At 61.7% G+C, this 19262-nt stretch carries 21 protein-coding genes; 15 read left to right on the forward strand and 6 right to left on the reverse strand.

From position 1 onward, the window contains the following. Positions 1-68 precede the first annotated feature (68 nt). The 6 genes from ruvC to ruvB all read left to right on the forward strand — a co-directional run bounded on the left by ruvC (position 69) and on the right by ruvB (position 3354). Positions 69-590 carry a crossover junction endodeoxyribonuclease RuvC gene (gene ruvC, locus C8K44_RS23545; RefSeq protein WP_109578202.1) on the forward strand — a complete coding sequence of 174 codons (522 nt, stop codon included), beginning with the start codon at positions 69-71 and terminating at the stop codon, positions 588-590. Positions 591-650: 60 nt separating this feature from the next. Next, positions 651-902: an AbrB/MazE/SpoVT family DNA-binding domain-containing protein gene (locus tag C8K44_RS23550; RefSeq protein WP_109578203.1), complete on the forward strand. Its 252-nt coding sequence runs from the start codon at positions 651-653 to the stop codon at positions 900-902. A gap of 70 nt (positions 903-972) precedes the next feature. Further along, on the forward strand, positions 973-1242 hold the full coding sequence (locus C8K44_RS23555) for an AbrB/MazE/SpoVT family DNA-binding domain-containing protein (protein WP_109578204.1): 270 nt from the start codon (positions 973-975) through the stop codon (positions 1240-1242). Further along, entirely contained in the window at positions 1220-1639 is a 420-nt protein-coding gene (locus C8K44_RS23560) for a type II toxin-antitoxin system VapC family toxin (RefSeq protein ID WP_109578205.1), read from the forward strand. Before C8K44_RS23555 ends, C8K44_RS23560 begins: the two co-directional genes overlap by 23 nt. Before the next feature lie 13 nt (positions 1640-1652). Further along, complete coding sequence (ruvA, locus tag C8K44_RS23565; RefSeq protein ID WP_109578206.1) at positions 1653-2273, forward strand: Holliday junction branch migration protein RuvA; 621 nt, start codon at positions 1653-1655, stop codon at positions 2271-2273. A gap of 40 nt (positions 2274-2313) precedes the next feature. Further along, on the forward strand, positions 2314-3354 hold the full coding sequence (gene ruvB / locus C8K44_RS23570; protein WP_109578207.1) for a Holliday junction branch migration DNA helicase RuvB: 1041 nt from the start codon (positions 2314-2316) through the stop codon (positions 3352-3354). Positions 3355-3366: 12 nt separating this feature from the next. Here ruvB and C8K44_RS27360 read toward each other — a convergent pair whose 3' ends face one another. From C8K44_RS27360 to C8K44_RS23605, 5 genes are all read right to left on the reverse strand, one after another. After that, the gene (locus C8K44_RS27360) at positions 3367-3639 is read right to left on the reverse strand and encodes a hypothetical protein (RefSeq protein WP_146203994.1); all 273 of its coding nucleotides are present in this window, start codon (positions 3637-3639) and stop codon (positions 3367-3369) included. Between the two features lie 417 nt (positions 3640-4056). Further along, the gene (locus C8K44_RS23585; RefSeq protein WP_109578210.1) at positions 4057-4488 is read right to left on the reverse strand and encodes a hypothetical protein; all 432 of its coding nucleotides are present in this window, start codon (positions 4486-4488) and stop codon (positions 4057-4059) included. A 286-nt stretch (positions 4489-4774) separates the two neighbouring features. Beyond that, the gene (locus tag C8K44_RS23595) at positions 4775-5455 is read right to left on the reverse strand and encodes a hypothetical protein (RefSeq protein ID WP_109578212.1); all 681 of its coding nucleotides are present in this window, start codon (positions 5453-5455) and stop codon (positions 4775-4777) included. Continuing rightward, positions 5452-6501, reverse strand: a complete 1050-nt coding sequence (locus tag C8K44_RS27365) for a hypothetical protein (protein WP_146203995.1) — start codon at positions 6499-6501, stop codon at positions 5452-5454. The genes C8K44_RS23595 and C8K44_RS27365 overlap by 4 nt, the downstream gene beginning before the upstream one ends. 74 nt (positions 6502-6575) lie before the next feature. Further along, positions 6576-7826 (reverse strand): cellulase family glycosylhydrolase, encoded by a 1251-nt coding sequence (locus tag C8K44_RS23605; protein ID WP_109578214.1) that lies wholly within the window; start codon positions 7824-7826, stop codon positions 6576-6578. 54 nt (positions 7827-7880) lie between these two features. On the opposite strand from C8K44_RS23605, the gene ybgC reads away from it, so the two are divergent. From ybgC to ftsH, 9 genes are all read left to right on the forward strand, one after another. After that, positions 7881-8357 carry a tol-pal system-associated acyl-CoA thioesterase gene (gene ybgC / locus C8K44_RS23610; protein ID WP_109578215.1) on the forward strand — a complete coding sequence of 159 codons (477 nt, stop codon included), beginning with the start codon at positions 7881-7883 and terminating at the stop codon, positions 8355-8357. Between the two features lie 380 nt (positions 8358-8737). Beyond that, positions 8738-9448, forward strand: coding sequence for a protein TolQ (tolQ, locus tag C8K44_RS23615; RefSeq protein WP_109578216.1), 711 nt, complete (start codon positions 8738-8740; stop codon positions 9446-9448). 10 nt (positions 9449-9458) lie between these two features. Continuing rightward, positions 9459-9917 (forward strand): protein TolR, encoded by a 459-nt coding sequence (gene tolR / locus C8K44_RS23620; protein ID WP_199227189.1) that lies wholly within the window; start codon positions 9459-9461, stop codon positions 9915-9917. A 13-nt stretch (positions 9918-9930) separates the two neighbouring features. Next, positions 9931-10992, forward strand: a complete 1062-nt coding sequence (locus tag C8K44_RS23625; protein ID WP_109578218.1) for a hypothetical protein — start codon at positions 9931-9933, stop codon at positions 10990-10992. 75 nt (positions 10993-11067) lie between these two features. Beyond that, on the forward strand, positions 11068-12345 hold the full coding sequence (tolB, locus tag C8K44_RS23630; protein ID WP_245417605.1) for a Tol-Pal system beta propeller repeat protein TolB: 1278 nt from the start codon (positions 11068-11070) through the stop codon (positions 12343-12345). A gap of 345 nt (positions 12346-12690) precedes the next feature. Beyond that, positions 12691-13197 (forward strand): peptidoglycan-associated lipoprotein Pal, encoded by a 507-nt coding sequence (gene pal / locus C8K44_RS23635; RefSeq protein ID WP_109578220.1) that lies wholly within the window; start codon positions 12691-12693, stop codon positions 13195-13197. 161 nt (positions 13198-13358) lie between these two features. Beyond that, positions 13359-14405 carry a tol-pal system protein YbgF gene (gene ybgF, locus C8K44_RS23640; protein ID WP_109578221.1) on the forward strand — a complete coding sequence of 349 codons (1047 nt, stop codon included), beginning with the start codon at positions 13359-13361 and terminating at the stop codon, positions 14403-14405. Beyond that, a complete protein-coding gene (gene tilS, locus C8K44_RS23645) occupies positions 14399-15748 on the forward strand; it encodes a tRNA lysidine(34) synthetase TilS (RefSeq protein WP_245417603.1) in 1350 nt (449 codons plus the stop codon). Before ybgF ends, tilS begins: the two co-directional genes overlap by 7 nt. Before the next feature lie 110 nt (positions 15749-15858). Further along, a complete protein-coding gene (ftsH, locus tag C8K44_RS23650) occupies positions 15859-17793 on the forward strand; it encodes an ATP-dependent zinc metalloprotease FtsH (RefSeq protein ID WP_109578222.1) in 1935 nt (644 codons plus the stop codon). Between the two features lie 94 nt (positions 17794-17887). Here ftsH and C8K44_RS23655 read toward each other — a convergent pair whose 3' ends face one another. Next, on the reverse strand, positions 17888-18256 hold the full coding sequence (locus C8K44_RS23655) for a hypothetical protein (protein WP_146203996.1): 369 nt from the start codon (positions 18254-18256) through the stop codon (positions 17888-17890). Positions 18257-19262 lie beyond the last annotated feature (1006 nt).

The raw sequence follows: 19262 nt of genomic DNA on the forward strand, positions 1-19262 counted from the left end.
AGCAGGGATTGTTTCTGTTTTGTTCACATTTTTCTGGTGTCTTGCCTCCGTGGAGATAGAGTTCGCGGATGAGAGAGACGATTCGTATCATTGGCATCGACCCCGGGCTGCAGCGTACCGGCTGGGGGATCATCGAAAGCCTTGGCAATTCGCTGCGTTTTGTCGCCGCAGGTACCGTCCGCTCCGACAGCAAGACGACGCTCGCCACCCGCCTGTGCCAATTGCATGACGGGCTCGCCGATGTGCTGCACCGTGAAATGCCGCATGAGGCGGCCGTCGAAGCGACCTTCGTCAACAAGGATGCCACAGCGACACTGAAGCTCGGCCAGGCGCGCGGCATCGCCATGCTGGTGCCGGCTCGTGCTGGGCTGGTCGTCGCCGAATATTCGCCCAATGCGGTGAAGAAGGCGGTCATCGGCGTCGGCCATGGCGACAAGAAGCAGATCGCCATGATGGTCAAGGTGCTGATGCCGAAGGCCGTGTTCGACACCGCCGACGCCGCCGACGCGCTGGCGATCGCCATCTGCCACGCCCATCATCGCCAAAGCCCGGCATACCGCCTGGCCGCCCTGGCTGCCGCCCAGGCCTGATGTTCTTGACTTGTTCTCATCGCTAAATCATTCCTTGCCAGCAACAAAGGGAATGATTCCATGCGCGTGACCAGCAAGGGCCAAGTGACGATTCCGCGCGATCTGCGCGAAACCTTCGGCATCGGAGCCAACACCGAAGTGATATTCGGCATCGAAGGCGGCAAGATCACCATCGTGCCCAAGGACGATATCGAGCGACTTGCCGAGCGCGACCGCCTCGACCGGTTCATTGCCATTCTCGACCGGCTTGAGGGAAGCGGGGAGCAGGCGACAAACGTGGATGAACTCCTGGCAGTGGCGAGGAATCGGTGACTGGTCGCAGCCACGCATGTTCTTGACTTGTTCTTGTCTCGCCGGTAAGTAATACCTGTGAGGTATTACCATGCGCGTGACCACAAAAGGCCAGGTGACAATCCCAAAGGAGATCCGCGACCGACTCGGCATCGAGCCCGGCTCCGAGGTGGATTTCGTGGCCGATCAGGAAGGTGCCCGCATTGTCCCGATCCGGCCAGCACAAACGCCCGAAGAAAGAGCACAGCAGTTCAAGCAATGGCTTGATCGCGTGGCAGGCACAATCGATCTCGATGGCATGACAACCGACGAGTACATGGAATGGCTGCGGGGACCGCGTGACGATCTCGACCCTCGTTGACACCAATATCTTCATCGACGTCCTGTTGCCGGGACATTTTCAGGCCGTCTGGTCCGCAAGACACCTCGAGGCGTGCTTCGATGCAGGCGACATAGCGATCAACCCGATCATCTGGTCGGAACTTGCCTCGCCGATACGCGACGAGGCAAGTCTCGAAGGTGCCTTGGCTTGGCTCAAGCCACGTCGCGAGCAGATACCTTGGGAAGCCGCTTTTCGCGCCGGCCTTGCGCAAGCGCAGTATCGGCGAGCGGGCGGAACTCGCGAGCGTACCCTGCCCGACTTCCTCATCGGCGCGCATGCGCAGGCTGCGGGGCACCGACTGCTGACCCGCGACGCCACGCGTTATCGCAGCTACTTCCCCGACCTCGAAATCATCGCACCTGACACCCATCCATGACGGGACACACCACATGATCGGCAAGTTGAAAGGCACCGTCGACGAGATCGGCGAGGATTTCTGCGTGCTGGACGTCCATGGCGTCGGCTATGTCGCCCATTGTTCGGCGCGCACGCTTGCTGCCTTGCCCGGCACCGGCGAGGCGGCGGTGCTGTTCATCGAGACCTATGTCCGCGAGGATATGATCCGCCTCTACGGCTTCAAGTCGGAGCTGGAGCGCGAATGGTTCAAACTGCTGATGGCCAACGTCCAGGGCGTTGGCGCCAAGGTGGCGCTCGCGATTCTGTCGACATTGGCGCCGGCCGATCTCGCCAATGCCATCGCGCTGCGCGACATCGCGATGGTCTCCAGAGCCCCCGGCGTCGGCAAGAAAGTCGCCGAGCGCATCGTCACCGAACTGAAGAACAAGGCGCCGGCCTATGCCGGCGAGGCCACAGGCACTATCGGGCTCAAGCAGGAACTCGGCGAGGGCGTGGCCCCTGCCCCGATCGCCGACGCGGTCTCGGCACTGGTCAATCTGGGCTATTCCCGCGACATCGCCGCCAATGCCATCGCGGCCGCCATGAAGGCTGCTGGTGATGACGCCGATTCCTCCAAGCTGATCCGCCTCGGCCTGAAGGAACTGGCGCGGTGAACGCCTTGCCCGGGGCTGGGGTCCGTGCGAGGACGAGCGCATGAATACGCCCACCCGTCTCATTTCCCCCGACAAGCGCGGCGAAGACGCCGACAACAGCCTGCGTCCGCAGACCCTCGACGATTTCGTCGGCCAGGCGGCGGCGCGCGCCAACCTCAAGATATTCATCGAAGCGGCCAAAGGGCGCGGCGAAGCGCTGGACCACGTGCTGTTCGTTGGCCCGCCCGGGCTCGGCAAGACCACGCTCGCCCAGATCATGGCGCGTGAGCTCGGCGTCAACTTCCGCTCGACGTCCGGTCCGGTCATCGCCAAGGCGGGCGATCTCGCCGCTTTGCTCACCAACCTCGAAGAACGCGACGTGCTGTTCATCGACGAGATCCACCGGCTCAATCCGGCGGTCGAGGAGATCCTCTATCCGGCGATGGAAGATTACCAGCTCGACCTGATCATCGGCGAAGGCCCGGCGGCGCGCTCGGTCAAGATCGACCTCGCCAAGTTCACGCTTGTGGCCGCGACCACCCGGCTAGGCCTTTTGACCAACCCGCTGCGCGACCGCTTCGGCATCCCGACACGTCTCAATTTCTACACGGTGGAGGAGCTGGAGCTGATCGTGCGCCGCGGCGCCCGCATTCTCGGCATGCCGCTCGCCGACGACGGCGCCATTGAGATCGCGCGCCGCGCCCGCGGCACGCCGCGCATCGCCGGGCGCCTGTTGCGCCGCGTCCGCGACTTCGCGTCCGTGGCCGGCTCCGGACCCGTCGACCGCCGCATCGCCGACGAGGCGCTATCGCGGCTCGAGGTCGACGCGCTGGGGCTCGATTCGCTCGACAGGCGCTACCTCTCGATGATTGCCATGAATTTCGGCGGCGGCCCGGTCGGCATCGAGACCATCGCCGCCGGCCTGTCCGAGCCGCGCGACGCCATCGAAGACATCATCGAGCCCTATCTGATCCAGCAGGGCTTCATCCAGCGCACCCCGCGCGGCCGCGTGCTGACGGCCAACGCCTGGAAACATCTCGGCCTCGAAATCCCGCGTGATCTCGCCGTGCAGCAGATCAATCTGTTCCAGGAAGAGGACTGAGCGAAGACGAAATCAGGGCCCTTGTTCTACCGGAAAAGGCGTAGGCTCCCAGATACGGGCAAAGCCCTTCGGTAGCTTGGCGATCCGCATCGCTTCCCATGACGCGAGTTGGCGGGCGATGCCCGCTCGGTCGCCCTTGTCGAGCAGCGGCCCGAGCGGCTCGACCACAGAGGCGACTTCCGCCTCGGCGAAACCGGGTATGCACCACAAGGAACGGCCATGCCTGAGATCATCAAGCTTGGCGCGCGCGGTTTCGAGGTCGCCGCGAGCGGCATGCAGCGACACCCCGCGCAGCTCGTCGATTTCGAAATGGCGATAGGGGATCGGCCTGGTTTCGACATAGGCCCCAGATCGTCCAGCGTCTGGATGCTGTGAAAAACCGGCAGCACCACACTTTCGAGCCTGGAGATGAAGTACTCCGGCATATCCGGGTCATCCCACAGCCAGAGGCTCGGACTATCGTGATAGAGGCGGTCGCCCCAGTTGAGCGGGAAGTTGCCGACAGGTTCGCAAAAATGCGTTACGGCCCACTGAGGGACGAAATAGGAATCGTGATCACGGCTCAGTATGACGATGCCGCGAAGCACATGCCTGATCGGCTTCATGACAAGCCAGCGGCCGACAACCTCGATATCCGAGTGGCGGTTCAAAAGCGGTCCGATGTGACGTTTAATCAGCTGCGAGGCGGTCATTCGTAGGGCCTCATGGTAATTGCGAACGTTCAGGCTCTGCCTCTACCGGAAACGGCGTAGGTTCCCAGATCCGCGCAAAGCCCTTCGGGAGCTTGGCGATCCGCATCGCTTCCCAAGCGGCAAGCTGCTGGGCGATGCCCGCCCGGTCGCCCTTGTCGAGCAGCGGCCCGAGCGGCTCGACCACAGAGGCGACTTCCGCCTCGGCGAAACTGGGTATGCACCACAACGAACGGCCATGCCTGAGATCATCAAGCTTGGCGCGCGCGGTTTCGAGGTCGCCGCGAGCGGCATGCAGCGACACCCCGCGCAACTCGTCGATTTCGAAATGGCGATAGGGGATCGGCCTGGTTTCGACATAGGCGACCAGATCGTCCAGCGTCTGGATGCTGTGAAAAACCGGCAGCACCACACTTTCGAGCTTGGAGATGAAGTACTCCGGCATATCCGGGTCATCCCACAGCAGAGGCTCGGACTATCGTGATAGAGGCGGTCGCCCCAGTTGAGCGGGAAGTTGCCGACAGGTTCGCAAAAATGCGTTACGGCCCACTGAGGAACGAAATAGGAATCGTGATCACGGCTCAGTATGACGATGCCGCGAAGCACATGCCTGATCGGCTTCATGACAAGCCAGCGGCCGACAACCTCGATATCAGGGTGGACTGGTGCCAGATGACGTTTGATCAGATTCGAAGCGGTCATTCGTAGGGCCTCACGTTATTTACGAACGATCAGGTTCCTGCCTCTACCGGAAACGGCGTAGGTTCCCAGATCCGCGCAAAGCCCTTCGGGAGCTTGGCGATCCGCATCGCTTCCCAAGCGGCAAGCTGCTGGGCGATGCCCGCCCGGTCGCCCTTGTCGAGCAGCGGCCCGAGCGGCTCCACCACAGAGGCGACTTCCGCCTCGGCGAAACCAGGCATGCACCACAACGAACGGCCATGCCTGAGATCGTCAAGCTTGGCACGCGCGGTGTTGAGATCGCCGCGTGCTGCATGTAGCGAAACGCCGCGCAACTCGTCGATTTCGAAATTACGGTTAGGAATCGGTTTGGTAGCCAAATAGGCGACCAAGTCGTCTAGTGTTTCGACGCTGCGAAAGACGGGAAGTACTACCCGCTCGAACCTGCTCATGAAATACTCTGGCATGTCTGGGTCATCCCACAGCCACAGCCCCGGGCTGTCGCGATAAAGGCGATCGCCCCAGTTTAGAGGAAAATGCCCGACCGGTTCGCAGAAATGGGTTACGGCCCATTGAGGCAGAAAGTACTCACCCTTGTTCCAAGTGGTGAGCACGATACCGCGCATGACATGCCGGATTGGCTTCATGACGATCCACCTTCCCGCAGCCACCAAATCCGTATGGCGCGCGAACAATGGTGCGAGATGTTTCTTGATCAGCTGTGCCGAACTCATTCGTAGGGCCTTAACTCGATGACGATGATGGGGCGTCCATAACCAAGCAGGCGCGTCGCAAACTCAATTGTTCGCGCGCTGCTGAGCCCTCTGCGTCCGGTCTTGAGATCGTAGACGCAGATCGGTCCAAACTCGCGATCCTCAAGCACGTCGACCCGGACTGCTGTGAAATCCCGCGGGGCTTCCTCAACCTTCTTAAGAAGTGATACCTCTGCTTTCAAAGTCGTATCTTCGAGTTGAAGGATCTTCGCTCGCAATCGCGTATGTATTGCGGTGCCAAACACTGCCGCACTGGAATATGGCCCGGCGAGTTTCGCTTCCTCCATCGATTCATTCGAAAGCCGCTGAACGAGTTCCAGCTTGGTACAGACCGCCTCGGTCTCGACGCGCGAAAGCATGCCTACGAAGCTGAGACTAGGCAGTATCGACCCGTTTGGCCGAAATTCCTTCGCCGTAAAAGCAAGACATGCCCGCTGGTCGCGCGTATTGCCAATCGACAAATGATTGTAGAGCTGTCGCCCCGCCTCTAATGCCTGGCGGGCAACTGGCGCATTTACGCGCTGGATCATCGGCAGGGACATCGGCCCCTGAGAAGTCCACAAGGTCTTGCTGACCGGTTTGCCCGCGCCATCCAGTACGGTTTGGGTAGCTCCCTCAGTTTGGAATACGAATCGCCTCCCGCCGTTCAGGGTTACGGTATGTCGCACGTGCGGGCTTCGCGGGCTGTTTGCTTGTCCGACATGTGTTGCAACTCGCGCCTGGCCGGCGCTCGGTTTGCCTGATGGCCTAGCCGCAGAGTCCCGGCCGGGCATCGCGCTCGGTGATGCCCCAAGCCCTGTCGGATTGCGGTTCGGTCGCGAGCGACCGGCATCTGCATCGCCATCCGTCCACTGTCCGCCGTCTGGCTCACCGGCCGGCACACGGGGCTGGCCAGGATTGAAGCCTGCCTTTAGCCGAAGCCGCAGCAGTTTGACATCGAGATCGACGCCGACATGCCTCGTGCGGAACTTCCTCAGTACGGCCTGTTCATCGTTTGTGTTCGTCATGCTTGTCCCATCGCCAAACAACGGCAATGGTACATGAAAATATTCCTACAATCAATGATTGAGATTGCCAGTTATTATTCCAACCCTCTCACAACCTCCAGAACATCCGCTTCCGCCTTGCGACCCTCGAATTCGTCGACGATGCCGAAGGCGCCGCCATAACCCCAGATCGACCAGGCAAAGCCATGCGCCTCGGCGCGGCCGATCATGTCCTGGACGTAGGCCGCACGCCAGGCGCCGGGAATGACATGGGGATTGTTGTACTCCTGCCGGATCATGCCGAACTCGCCGAGATAGATGTTTTCAGGCGCGATACCGTGCTTTTTCGCCCAGGCCGCGACCTGCTGGAACGGCGCGTCGAGCGTGGTTTCGAGTTTTTCCCTGGTGTCGATGAGTGTCACCTGCTCATCTAGATAGGCGAGCATGCCGGTGCGGCGCAGCATAGGCGCTTCGGCCCTGATCCTGGCCCTCACCTTGTCGAGGGCTGCGTCGAGTTCCGCGCGCGGCACGGCATAGAGGGGATAGGGCAGCCCGGTGACATAGGGAATGAAATCGCCGGCCCAGGTCGCGCCCTGGTGGGTGAGAAGGAAAGGCTGGTAGGAATGAAAGGTCCAGATGACATTGTCGTCGGGGATGGCCTTCGGGTCGAGCGCGGCGAGACCAACGGCGCTGCCCCAACAGCTCCCTGACAGGATAAGCGTCAGCCGCGTCGCCGAAGCGCGTGCGGCGGCGTGAAGCCGCCTGAGCCGCTCGGGCCAGAGTTTTGGCGCGTCCGGCTCGCAATCGACGACCGGCTCGTTCATCAGTTCGAAGGCCAGCAAGGTCGGATCTTCCTTCGACAGGCGGAGCGCCATCTGGCGAACCAGATCGACATAACGGTCGAAATTTGCCGGATCGTCCATCACCTCGGCCATGCCGATCTGGCCGTTGCCGCCAGCCGAAATGAGATGGAGGTCGACAACCGCCTTGAGCCCGGCAGCGTTGACGAGCCGGGCGGACTGGAGAACGCTTTCCAGCAACTGCTCGCGCAACGTCACTGTCTTGCCGGACAAAAACACCGAGGGATCCACGGGGATGCGCACGACGTCGAAACCATCGGCCTTGAGCGCCCTGAGGTCGCTTTCGCCGAGCCGCTTGCGCCACTCGGGAAAGGGCAGGATCACATCTGGGATGCCCCATTTGTCCTCGCCGGGCCAGGTCTCCCAGATGTCGAGATTGATGCCGCGCTTCATTGAAAAGGTGGCCGCACCGACTGATGCAACCGGCACGACCAGCATCAGCAACGCCAAAAGACAGGTCTTGATCATCGCCATTATTGCTGCCATCCGGTTCGCTGCAGACAAGACTGGTGCCCAAAAGCCCGGAAAAAGGAAAGCCCCATGGCCGATCAGGGTGAACTCGACGTGCTGGCTGCTGGCCTTGCCGGCGGATTGACGCCTTTCGGCCACCGCCTCATGGCACGGGTCTATTATGCCGACACCGACTTTTCCGGCGTCGTCTACCATGCGCGCTATCTCGAGTTCTTCGAGCGCGGCCGCTCCGATTTCCTCAGGCTGGCGGGCGTCCACCACACCGAACTCGCTGACGGCAAGCATGGCGAAAAGATCGTCTGGGTCGTCAGGCGCATGGAGATCGATTTCCGCGGCTCGGCCAAGATCGACGACGTGCTGACCATCGAGACCCGCACGGTCGAGATTTCGGGTGCCCGCATCACCATGGCACAGCAGCTCAAGCGCGGCGAAGACGTGCTGGTCGAGGCGCGCGTGGAAGCCGCGATCATCGGCGAGAACGGTCGCCCCAGGCGTTTTCCCAAGGACTGGATCGACGCCTTCATGCCCGCGGCTTCGCAGGTTTGACGCAAGACAGCTGCCTAACAGGTGCCCGCCGATCACAAGTTTGTGTGGCGCTGACAGACAAAGCCTGCTGACGGTTTCACGCGTCTCGGAAAAGCGGCGCCCAGGTACCGGTATCGGATCAAGCACCGCTTTGCAGTGATGATGAGTCACCTCGCGGCGCCGCACTTCCTAACCCATCCTTAACCATAACGGTCCATTAAAGGACAAGTGAAAGTCGTAAGGATTCCGAGCGGCCTTCCTTTCACCAAATTTCGCCCCGAAAAGGCCGAAAAGGCGCATTTTGGGGCACTTCCGGAAGCTTCGCGCGAACGGACCACGATGGGATGATGCGCAAGGGCTAGCCACAAGCCGGGCCCGGAAATCTTAAGGACTGTTACAAGATGGAAAACCTACCTCTCGCCCATACCGGCGCGGAATTGTCGATTTGGGCGCTGTTCTGGCAGGCTGGCTGGGTGGTCAAGCTCGTGATGCTGGGCCTGCTCGGCGCTTCGGTGTGGACCTGGGCGATCATCGTCGACAAGCTGGTTGCCTACAACCGCATGCGCGCGGCCCTCAGCCGCTTCGAGCAGATTTTCTGGTCGGGTCAGTCTCTGGAAGAGCTCTATCGCAACCTTTCCGACCGCAAGACCACCGGCATGAGCGCGATCTTCGTCGCTGCCATGAAGGAATGGAAGAAGAGCTTCGAAAAGGGCGCCAAGTCGCCGCTCGGCCTGCAGACCCGCATCGACAAGGCGATGGACCTGGCGCTGACGCGCGAGATGGAACGGCTGGAAGGCCGCCTCGGATTCCTGGCCACCATCGGTTCGGCAGCCCCCTTCATCGGCCTGTTCGGCACCGTGGTCGGCATCATGACCTCGTTCCAGGCCATCGCCGGCTCGAAGTCGACCAACCTTGCCGTCGTCGCACCGGGTATCGCCGAAGCACTTCTGGCAACAGCAATCGGCCTGCTCGCCGCTATCCCGGCGGTCATCGCCTATAACAAGCTGTCATCCGACGCCGGCAAGATTGCCCTGCGTATGGAAGGCTTCGCCGACGAGTTCTCCGCCATACTCTCGCGCCAAATCGATGAAAAAGTCGCGCAGCGGGCCTGAGGAGTAGACCATGGGTATGTCAGTTAGCGCGGGCGGTTCTGGCCGCGGCGGGCGCGGCCACCGGCGGCGCGGCCGTCATCACGGCCTGATGTCGGAAATCAACGTCACGCCGTTCGTCGACGTCATGCTGGTGCTGCTCATCATCTTCATGGTGGCCGCACCGCTGATGACGGTGGGCGTGCCGATCGACCTGCCCGAGACCGCGGCCAAGGCGCTGAACTCGGAAACCCAGCCGATCACCATCTCCATCAATCAGGCTGGCCAGATCCACATCCAGGAAACCGAGATTCCGATCGACGAAGTCGTGGCCAAGCTCGGTGCGATCGCCAAGGCAGGCTATGAGGAACGCATCTATGTGCGCGGCGACAAGACCGCCGACTATGGCACTGTGATGAAGGTCATGGCCCGTATCCAGGCCGCCGGCTACAACAAGATCGGCCTCGTCACGCTTCAGGAACAGGACCAGTAGTCCCAAAATGAAGATGAAGGCCGGCCTTACAACATCTGTGGTTCTGCATGCAGCGGTGCTGGGCTTCGGCATGTTCACGCTGTCGGCGCCGAGCGCCCTCGAAGTCGCCGATGTCGAGGCGTTCCCGGTCGACATCGTGCCGGTCGAATCGATCACCCAGATCCAGAAAGGCGACAAAAAGGCACCGGCCAATGAAAAACCGGCACCGAAGCCGACGAGCCGGCCTGACATCGTGCCCGACGCCCAGAATGTTGGCGACAACAAGATCGACAGCGACAAGCCGCCGACGCCCGAGCCGACGCAAAAGGAAGTGGACGTCGCGGCAGCACCTCCGCCCTCGCCCAAGCCAAAACCGACTCCGGTCGAGCAGCCCAAGCCTGAGCCGGCAAAGCAGGCCGAGCCCAAGCCTGTGCCGGTTCCGGCAACCGAGGTGACGCCGCAGCCGCAACCCAAGCAGGAGGTCAAGCCCGATCCTGTCGCCGAGACAATCGTCTCCGACCAGGCCGAGGCCGAAGCCGTCAAGCTGCCCGAAAACGCGCCCTCGCCCGAGGCAAAGCCGCAGCCTCCCCAGGCGCAGACGGCCAAGACGCCTGACCGCAAGCAGGACGACAAGCAGACCCAGCAAGCTTCTTCCAAGCCGAAGTCGGAAGAGAAGGAATTCAACGCCGACGAGGTCGCAGCCCTGCTCAACAAGCAGAAGCCCTCGGGCGGCGGCGCCAAGCGCTCGACCGAACAGGCGGCACTGGGCGGCAAGAAGGACACGGGCGGCTCGAAGCTGAGCCAGAGCGAAATGGACGCACTGCGCGGTCAGGTCCAGCGCTGCTGGAACGTGCCGGCAGGAGCCATGGACGGCGGCGCGCTCAAGGTTTCCATCAAGTTCAAGCTGACCCAGACCGGCGAGATCGAAGGCCGGCCGGAGATCGTCTCCGGCGGCGGGTCGGCCGGCATCGAACGCGCGGCGGCTGAGTCGGCGCGGCGCGCGGTCCTGCAATGCGCACCCTACAATCTGCCCGCCGAGAAATACGAAACCTGGGCGGATGTCATCGTCAATTTCGACCCGAGCGAGATGTTCTGAGCGCCCCCGCTCATCCGGAACAAAGAGGCCTTTCTTATGAAGCATGTAATCAGAGCGATCCTTTTGATCAGCGCCATGGCGAGCGGCATGACCGCGTTTGCTACCTTGCCCGCACGCGCGCTGGTCGAGATCGACGTCAATAAGGGCAATGTCGAGCCGCTGCCGATCGCCATTACCGACTTCCTGTCGGGCGATGGCATCGGCGCCGAGATCGCCGGCATCGTCGCCGCCGATCTGAAGCGCTCGGGCCTGTTCGCACCGATCGACAAGGCAGCCTTCATCGAAAAGATCTCCAACCCCGATGTCGCGCCGCGCTTCGAGGACTGGAAGGTCATCAATGCACAGGCGCTGGTGACCGGGCGCGTCAGCCAGGAAGCCGACGGCAGGCTCAAGGCCGAGTTCCGGCTGTGGGACACCTTTGCCGGCCAGCAGCTCGCCGGCGAGCAGTTCTTCGCCAACAAGGCAAATTCGCGCCGCATCGCCCACATTATCGCCGACGCCATCTATGAGCGATTGACCGGCGAGAAGGGTTACTTTGACACCCGCGTCGTGTTCATCGACGAAACGGGGGCCAAGACCGCGCGCAAGAAGCGGCTCGCCATCATGGACCAGGATGGCGCCAACGTGCGCTACCTTTCCGACGGCCGCGCGATGGCCATGACGCCGCGCTTTTCGCCGACGCGTCAGGAAATCACCTACATGTCCTACGAGAGCGGGCAGCCGCAGGTCTATCTCCTGCAGATCGAGACCGGCCAGCGCGAACTCGTCGGCAACTTCCCCGGCATGACCTTTGCGCCGCGCTTTTCACCTGATGGCCAGAAGGTGATCATGAGCCTGCTGCGCGACGACGGCAATTCCAACATCTTCTCGATGGACCTGCGCAGCCGCACGACCACGCGCTTGACCAATTCCAGCGCCATCGATACCTCGCCGTCCTATTCGCCCGACGGGTCAAAGGTCGTCTTCACCTCCGACCGTGGCGGCCAGCCGCAGATCTATGTCATGGGCGCGGATGGCTCGGGGCAGACCCGCGTGTCCTTCGGCGGCGGCAGCTATTCGACGCCAGTGTGGTCGCCGCGCGGCGACCTGATCGCCTTCACCAAGCAGTCGGGCGGCCAGTTCCAGATCGGCGTCATGAAGACCGACGGTTCGGGCGAGCGCATCCTGTCGACAGGTTTCCAGCAGGAAGGCCCGACCTGGGCGCCCAACGGCCGCGTCGTCATGTTCTTCCGCGATGCGCCCGGCGGTGGCGGTCCCAAGCTCTATTCGGTGGACCTCACCGGCCGCAACGAGCAAGCGATCCCGACCCAGGGCTTCGCTTCGGACCCTGCCTGGTCGCCGCTGCTCGATTAACCTTTGAGCCCGAAAACCCGGATCGGTCTTTTCGGGTACGCGATTACAAGTTGCTGGAACGCCGCGCGTCGAAACAGACGCGCGGCGTTTTTGCAACGATGACTATTAACCTTTCCAAGACAGGCGCGACCAATGGGCCGAACGGCGGCATTTGCCCAATCGCGCCGCCTTTCCGCCGCATTTCGTCCTACGGTGCGCGGCGATGTGCATGTTGGACGGCAGCCGTAGCGGGGACGCGAAGGGCGAGCGGCAACGAAATTTTAACCATGTTTCTTGAATGCCGGTTAACCGCAACGTGGTTACTGGATGTTCAACCAAATGACTCAAATGCGAAGGAGAGGCGGGATGCGCCGTATCGCAAAATTTGCAACCAACCCCGTGGTCGTGGCCCTTGTCGCCTCGCTGGCGATTGCCGGCTGCGCCTCGAAGAAATCCCCTAACAGCGCGGCCGATCTCGGCCTCGGTGGCGCCGGCGCGGCTACGCCTGGTTCGTCGCAGGACTTCACCGTCAATGTCGGCGACCGCATCTTCTTCGACACCGACTCCTCGTCGGTTCGTGCAGATGCACAGGGCATCCTTGCCCGTCAGGCCCAGTGGCTCAACAAGTACAGCCAGTATGCCGTCGTTGTCGAAGGCCACGCCGACGAGCGCGGCACCCGCGAATACAACCTCGCACTCGGCGCGCGTCGTGCGGCAGCCGCCCGCGACTACCTGATCTCGCAGGGCGTTTCGGCCAAGCGCCTCAAGACGATCTCCTACGGCAAGGAACGTCCGGTCGCCGTTTGCGACGACATCTCCTGCTGGTCGCAGAACCGTCGCGCTGTCACGACGCTCTCCGGCGCCGGCAGCTAAGCGGGGCCTAAAAGCCACACAGTTGAAGGAAAGGCGGTCTTCGGGCCGCCTTTTGCTTATCTGGATGGCCGAAACAAAATTTGGCCGAAGTCTCGCGTCCTGATAAATGACGACAGCGCATCGGCGCAAAGCAACCAATTCTCTTCCACGGCGAGAGGCTAATGCATTTTCGATCAATCCTGAGTGGCACGCTTGCCATCTTTCTTTTATCCGGAGCCGCAGCGCACGCGCGCGACGGCATTGGCATCGATCTTCCCAAATTCGGCCTGCCGGGCGTGTTCGGCAGCAAGACCCAAAGCAATGAAGGCGCGATCCAGCTCGCCCAGGCGGGTGATCCGCGCGTCACCGCGCTCGAAGAGCAGATCCGCAAGCTCAATGGCAGCATCGAAGAGCTGAACTTCCAGATCCTGCAGATGCAGGAACAGATGCGGAAGATGCAGGAAGACAACGAATTCCGATTCCAGGAAATCGAAGGTGGCGGACAGAAGAAGTCCGACGCTTCCGGCAAGACCAACAGCTCGATTGTTGAGGCGCCCACGGCGCCTCAACCCGGCGAGACACAAACTGCCCGGGCGACCGCGCCCACAGCCAGCGGACAAAGTGTCGAAGACGTGATTGTCGAATCGGGCACCGGCGAACCCGGTGCGGTTGCCGGTGGCACCGGCGAACCGCCAGCGACTTTCGGCACCATCACGGTCGATGCCAATGGCAACGTGGTGTCACAATCAGCCAGCCCGCAAGCCGCTGCGCCGGCACAGCCGAAGGCACCCGCCACCGCGCAGCCCAAGGCCAATGGGACCGCTGTTGCCGCACTGCCTGACACCAACGACCCGGATGAGCTTTACCGCAACTCCTACCAGTTCGTGCTTTCCGGCGACTACACCACCGCCGAACAGGGGTTCCGCGATCACATCCAGCGTTTCCCGGCCGACCCCAAGACGGCTGACGCCCGCTTCTGGCTCGGCGAGTCGCTGCTGGGACAAAAGAAGTATCGCGACGCGGCCGAAATCTTCCTCGCCGCCAGCAAGGCATACCCGAAGTCCAAGAAAGCACCCGAAATGATGCTCAAGCTTGGCGTTTCGCTGGTCGGCCTCAAGCAGCGCGACGTCGCTTGCGCCACCTTCACCGAGATCGGCAAGCGTTACCCAGACGCCTCGGGAGCGGTCAAGGAGCGGGTCAAGCAGGAACGGGCTCTCGCCGCGTGCTGACGCAGCCGATCGACGCCGAATTTTTTCAAGACTTTTCCGAGTTCGACTTCGCCTCGCACAAGACGGTCGTGGCAGCGGTTTCAGGCGGCAGCGACTCGACAGCCCTTCTCCTTCTTCTCAAATCCCATTTCGAGCAGCACGCGCCATCAAGCCGCCTTTTGGCGGTGACCGTCGACCACGCGCTGCGGCCCGGTTCGGGCGTCGAGGCCGGGCAGGTGGCTCAGCTCTGCGCAAATCATGGCATTGATCACCGGACGATGCTTTGGGCGGGCGACAAGCCCGCGACTGGTATTGCGGCTGCCGCGCGAGATGCGCGCTACGATCTGCTGGCCAAGGCTGCCCGCGATGCAGGTGCTACCATGGTCGTTACCGGTCACACCGCCGACGACCAGGCCGAAACCGTGCTTATGCGTGGCGCGCGCGGGACAGGCCGCGGCAGTGCTGGCATGGCGCCGGCAACCTTGTTTTGCGGCGACATGTGGATCGCCCGTCCCCTTCTCGGCCAGCGCCGCGAAAGACTGCGCGAAATGCTTCGGCTACGCGGCACGGGCTGGCTCGACGACCCGACCAACACCAACGAAGCCTATGAGCGGCCGCGCATGCGGCTGTCGCTGAGCGGCAATGGCGACCAGCGCATCGCGGCTGCATTGAGCCAAGCACGTCAGGCGGGCATCGCGAGAATTGAACTGGGTCTGCGCGCGGCAACGCTGATCGCCGAGTACGGGAGCCGTGCAGCACCCGGCCTGCTCCGGCTCGATCCGGCTTTTGTCCATGTGGCCGATACCGATGCGACGGTCTACGCGCTGCGCATGCTGATCTCGGTCGCGGGGGGCATGGCACATTTGCCCGACGAGGCGCGGTTGCAGACCCTGTTGGCGAAGCTCGCCAACAGGTCGGCGCAGGAAAAACCTGCCCGCGCCACATTGTCGCGTGCGCTTGTCGATGCGCGTAGCACCGGCATTTTTGTGCTGCGCGAGGGACGCGGATTGCCGCAGGCAATGTCACTGGAAGCTGGCATCTGGGACGGCCGCTACCGGTTTTCGTCACCCGAAGAAACGGAAGAATTGACCGTGGCACCGCTGGCCGATGCTGCCGCGAAGTCCATGTCATTGGAAGCAAATGCGCCGCAAAGTCTTGTCAGAACTGCACTTGCGGCCGAGCCAGCACTTTGGCGGCAAGAAACATTTGTCGGCTTGGCACTTCTAACAAATGCAGTCGCGGTCGCCGCCCCTTGGGCGCGCTTCCTGCCGGCCTTCGACCTCGCCCCCGCAAAGGCTCTCCAAAAGTTGATCGGGGCGGACGCGATCCCAGTCTCGCCATGCCATAGTCACATTGGTGTTTGACCTTAACCCAGACTTAGGGACGCGCTTGGCAATGTGGGGGCTGGTGCCTATGTTAGGGGCAAGCTTACTCTCACCACGCGCGTTCTCCACGAACGACAACGGGATACTCGATGAATCCGAACTATCGCAACTTCGCGCTGTGGGCGATCATAGCCGTTCTGCTCATCGCCCTGTTCAATCTGTTCCAGACCCCGCAGACTCGCGGTGCGTCGAGCGAAGTGGCCTATTCGCAGTTCCTTCAGGATCTGAATTCCGGCCGCGTCAAGACGGTGACGATTGCCGGTGACCGCATCAGCGGCACCTATATCGACAATTCGACCGGCTTCCAGACCTACTCGCCAGGCGACCCGACGCTGGTTTCGCGGCTTGAGCAGAAGAACGTCACCATCAACGCCCGTCCTGAAAATGACGGTTCCGGCTCAATCTTCTCGGTGCTGCTGTCGTGGCTGCCGATGATCCTGATCCTGGGCGTGTGGATCTTCTTCATGCGCCAGATGCAGTCCGGCTCGGGCCGAGCGATGGGTTTTGGCAAGTCCAAGGCCAAGCTTCTGACCGAAGCGCATGGCCGCGTCACCTTTGGTGATGTCGCCGGCGTCGATGAGGCCAAGGAAGACCTCGAGGAAATCGTCGAGTTCCTGCGCGACCCGCAGAAGTTCCAGCGCCTGGGCGGCAAGATCCCGCGCGGCGTGCTTCTCGTGGGCCCTCCCGGCACCGGCAAGACGTTGCTCGCCCGCTCCGTCGCCGGTGAAGCCAACGTGCCTTTCTTCACCATCTCTGGTTCGGACTTCGTCGAAATGTTCGTCGGCGTCGGCGCGAGCCGCGTCCGCGATATGTTCGAGCAGGCCAAGAAGAACGCGCCCTGCATCATCTTCATCGACGAAATCGACGCCGTGGGCCGCCATCGTGGCGCTGGTCTCGGCGGCGGTAACGACGAACGCGAGCAGACGCTGAACCAGTTGCTGGTCGAGATGGACGGCTTCGAGGCCAACGAGTCGATCATCCTGATCGCCGCGACCAACCGTCCCGACGTTCTCGATCCCGCGCTGCTGCGTCCGGGCCGCTTCGACCGCCAGGTCGTGGTGCCGAACCCCGACATCGTCGGCCGCGAGAAGATCCTCAAGGTCCATGTCCGCAACGTCCCGCTGGCGCCCAATGTCGACCTCAAGACCATCGCACGCGGCACGCCGGGCTTCTCCGGTGCCGACCTGATGAACCTCGTCAACGAATCCGCCCTGATGGCGGCGCGCCGCAACAAGCGCCTCGTCACCATGCAGGAATTCGAGGACGCCAAGGACAAGATCATGATGGGCGCCGAGCGCCGCTCCTCAGCCATGACCCAGGCCGAGAAGGAACTGACTGCCTATCACGAATCCGGTCACGCCATCCTGGCGCTCAACGTGCCTGCCGCCGATCCGCTGCACAAGGCGACCATCATTCCGCGCGGCCGCGCGCTCGGTATGGTCATGCAGCTGCCCGAAGGCGACCGCTACTCGATGAGCTACAAGTACATGATCTCCCGTCTGGCGATCATGATGGGTGGCCGCGTCGCCGAGGAATTCAAGTTCGGCAAGGAAAACATCACCTCGGGTGCGTCCTCCGACATCGAGCAGGCGACCAAGCTGGCGCGCGCCATGGTGACGCGCTGGGGCTTCTCCGACAAGCTTGGCCATGTCGCTTATGGCGAAAACCAGGAAGAGGTGTTCCTTGGCCATTCGGTGGCGCGCACCCAGAATGTGTCGGAAGAGACGGCCCAGATCATCGACGCCGAGGTACGCCGCCTGATCGACGACGCCTATTCGACCGCAAAGACGATCCTGACCAAGAAGAAGAAGGACTGGATCGCGCTTGCCGAAGGACTGCTCGAATACGAGACGCTGTCGGGCGACGAGATCAAGCAGCTGATCGCCGGCAACAAGCCCGCCCGCGACATGGGTGACGACACCCCGCCCTCGCGCGGCTCGGCGGTGCCCAAGGCCGGCTCGACCCGCGGCAAGAAGAAGGGCTCCGAGCCCGAAGGCGGCATGGAGCCGCAGCCGTCGAACTGAAGCTCTGAGCTTCGACTGAATGAGAAACGCCGTCGAGGAAACTCGGCGGCGTTTTTGCGTTCCAGAGGCTCCAGGACTGCGCTGGCGCGTCCAGCTAGCCGACAACAATCTCTATCTCATCCGGCTCGGTCGGATGATTGGTCCAGACGCGCACGCGTGTCTGCCGACCCGGAACTTTCATGCTGCATATCTCAGGCATGTTGGCGTCAAACAGTAGGACGACGCCTTCAGGCGTTGCCAACATGCCATCAAATACCGGCTCAGCTAGGCTATGGGCTTCCCCCGCATCCGCAAGGGAAACATTAACGTCGCCACTCTGGAAGATCAGGCACGACACATTGATGCATTCGGCGGATGACCTAATGCCGCGCAGTTCACCGCCGATCGGGATATTTACATCCCGTGAGCCTGCCACATAGAAACTTGAGTACTCACACGCAACTGTTCGTCTATGAAGTGTCATCTTGCACTCCGATGCTTCGATGACGCGCAGCGGAGCGCGATCCACGATTCCCCACGCGATCCGACACCGCATAATCCGATGAAGAAGCCAACCGGATCTTCTGAAGGGCTACCCCAGCCCTATTTGGATATTGTCTGGCTCAAGCAAGCGATTTGCCCAAATTCGAACACGCGTTTCCGTTGTGGACACTGTCATACTCAAGATTTCCGGCATGTTGGCGTCGAAAACCAGCACAATTCCGCTACGTGTATTCAAGACCCCATCGTACATCGGCTTTTCGGATTTAGCGAGTTCGGTCGCCCATCCCAAGAAGACCAATGTATCTCCATCCTGCCCATTGAGGCAGCCCATGTTGATACAGTCCCTTGAGGCGCGGACTGTCCTGGGCTCACCACCTATTGGCACCTCGACCCTTCTTGATCCTGCTATGTAGAAGCTAGCATATTCCGGCGCGATGCGCCGATCCAAGATAGTCATCTCTCGCTCCGATACTTCAACCAGTTAACCAACCCACCCTGCGTATTGCTACAGCTCCAACAGTGGGGATAAATCCGGATTGGAACTCCCAACGCACGAGGCCACTGATGGTCGCCAATGAAATTTTGGCTAAACGTGCCTGGAATCTTAGTCCCGCAACGGTGGCATCCAAACAACCTACCAATCCTGTTGACTTCGTTTTGCTCGCCTCTTGCTAACCTTCGATTGGTTACCGGTGCAGGAATCCATTCACGGGCAAATGGTCCAGGGCCGACAGGCGTACCTCGAAGCTCAAAGACCCGGAACTGAGCCTGCAAGGCAATCGCACTATTCGCCGCAATCTGGCCTTCCACTGTCTCATAAAGTTGAGGCGTGGGTTTCCATTTTGGATCGACCTTTCGCACTTTGCGAAGGGCGGCTTTCATATTGGCTAGGATCGTGTCCCGCTAAGTGGTGTAGCTTGCGGCATTGGTCGCCGAGCTCTCCGGCATTGGCCGGGCTGATCAGCGCGCCACGGCTGGCAGGCTGA

This window comes from Aminobacter sp. AP02 (genome assembly GCF_003148805.1).
Lineage (GTDB): Bacteria > Pseudomonadota > Alphaproteobacteria > Rhizobiales > Rhizobiaceae > Aminobacter.

Excerpts from the sequence above, each read along its gene's own strand:
- tolB (WP_245417605.1), top strand. The coding sequence starts at position 11,068 with ATGGCGAGCGGCATGACCGCGTTTGCTACCTTGCCCGCACGCGCGCTG.
- tolQ (WP_109578216.1), top strand. The coding sequence starts at position 8,738 with ATGGAAAACCTACCTCTCGCCCATACCGGCGCGGAATTGTCGATTTGG.
- tolR (WP_199227189.1), top strand. The coding sequence starts at position 9,459 with ATGGGTATGTCAGTTAGCGCGGGCGGTTCTGGCCGCGGCGGGCGCGGC.
- C8K44_RS23585 (WP_109578210.1), bottom strand. The coding sequence starts at position 4,488 with ATGCCGGAGTACTTCATCTCCAAGCTCGAAAGTGTGGTGCTGCCGGTT.
- ftsH (WP_109578222.1), top strand. The coding sequence starts at position 15,859 with ATGAATCCGAACTATCGCAACTTCGCGCTGTGGGCGATCATAGCCGTT.
- ybgC (WP_109578215.1), top strand. The coding sequence starts at position 7,881 with ATGGCCGATCAGGGTGAACTCGACGTGCTGGCTGCTGGCCTTGCCGGC.
- C8K44_RS23655 (WP_146203996.1), bottom strand. The coding sequence starts at position 18,256 with ATGACACTTCATAGACGAACAGTTGCGTGTGAGTACTCAAGTTTCTAT.
- ruvB (WP_109578207.1), top strand. The coding sequence starts at position 2,314 with ATGAATACGCCCACCCGTCTCATTTCCCCCGACAAGCGCGGCGAAGAC.
- ybgF (WP_109578221.1), top strand. The coding sequence starts at position 13,359 with ATGCATTTTCGATCAATCCTGAGTGGCACGCTTGCCATCTTTCTTTTA.
- C8K44_RS23550 (WP_109578203.1), top strand. The coding sequence starts at position 651 with ATGCGCGTGACCAGCAAGGGCCAAGTGACGATTCCGCGCGATCTGCGC.
- C8K44_RS23605 (WP_109578214.1), bottom strand. The coding sequence starts at position 7,826 with ATGGCAGCAATAATGGCGATGATCAAGACCTGTCTTTTGGCGTTGCTG.
- ruvC (WP_109578202.1), top strand. The coding sequence starts at position 69 with ATGAGAGAGACGATTCGTATCATTGGCATCGACCCCGGGCTGCAGCGT.
- C8K44_RS27365 (WP_146203995.1), bottom strand. The coding sequence starts at position 6,501 with ATGACGAACACAAACGATGAACAGGCCGTACTGAGGAAGTTCCGCACG.
- C8K44_RS23625 (WP_109578218.1), top strand. The coding sequence starts at position 9,931 with ATGAAGGCCGGCCTTACAACATCTGTGGTTCTGCATGCAGCGGTGCTG.
- pal (WP_109578220.1), top strand. The coding sequence starts at position 12,691 with ATGCGCCGTATCGCAAAATTTGCAACCAACCCCGTGGTCGTGGCCCTT.
- ruvA (WP_109578206.1), top strand. The coding sequence starts at position 1,653 with ATGATCGGCAAGTTGAAAGGCACCGTCGACGAGATCGGCGAGGATTTC.
- C8K44_RS23555 (WP_109578204.1), top strand. The coding sequence starts at position 973 with ATGCGCGTGACCACAAAAGGCCAGGTGACAATCCCAAAGGAGATCCGC.
- C8K44_RS23595 (WP_109578212.1), bottom strand. The coding sequence starts at position 5,455 with ATGAGTTCGGCACAGCTGATCAAGAAACATCTCGCACCATTGTTCGCG.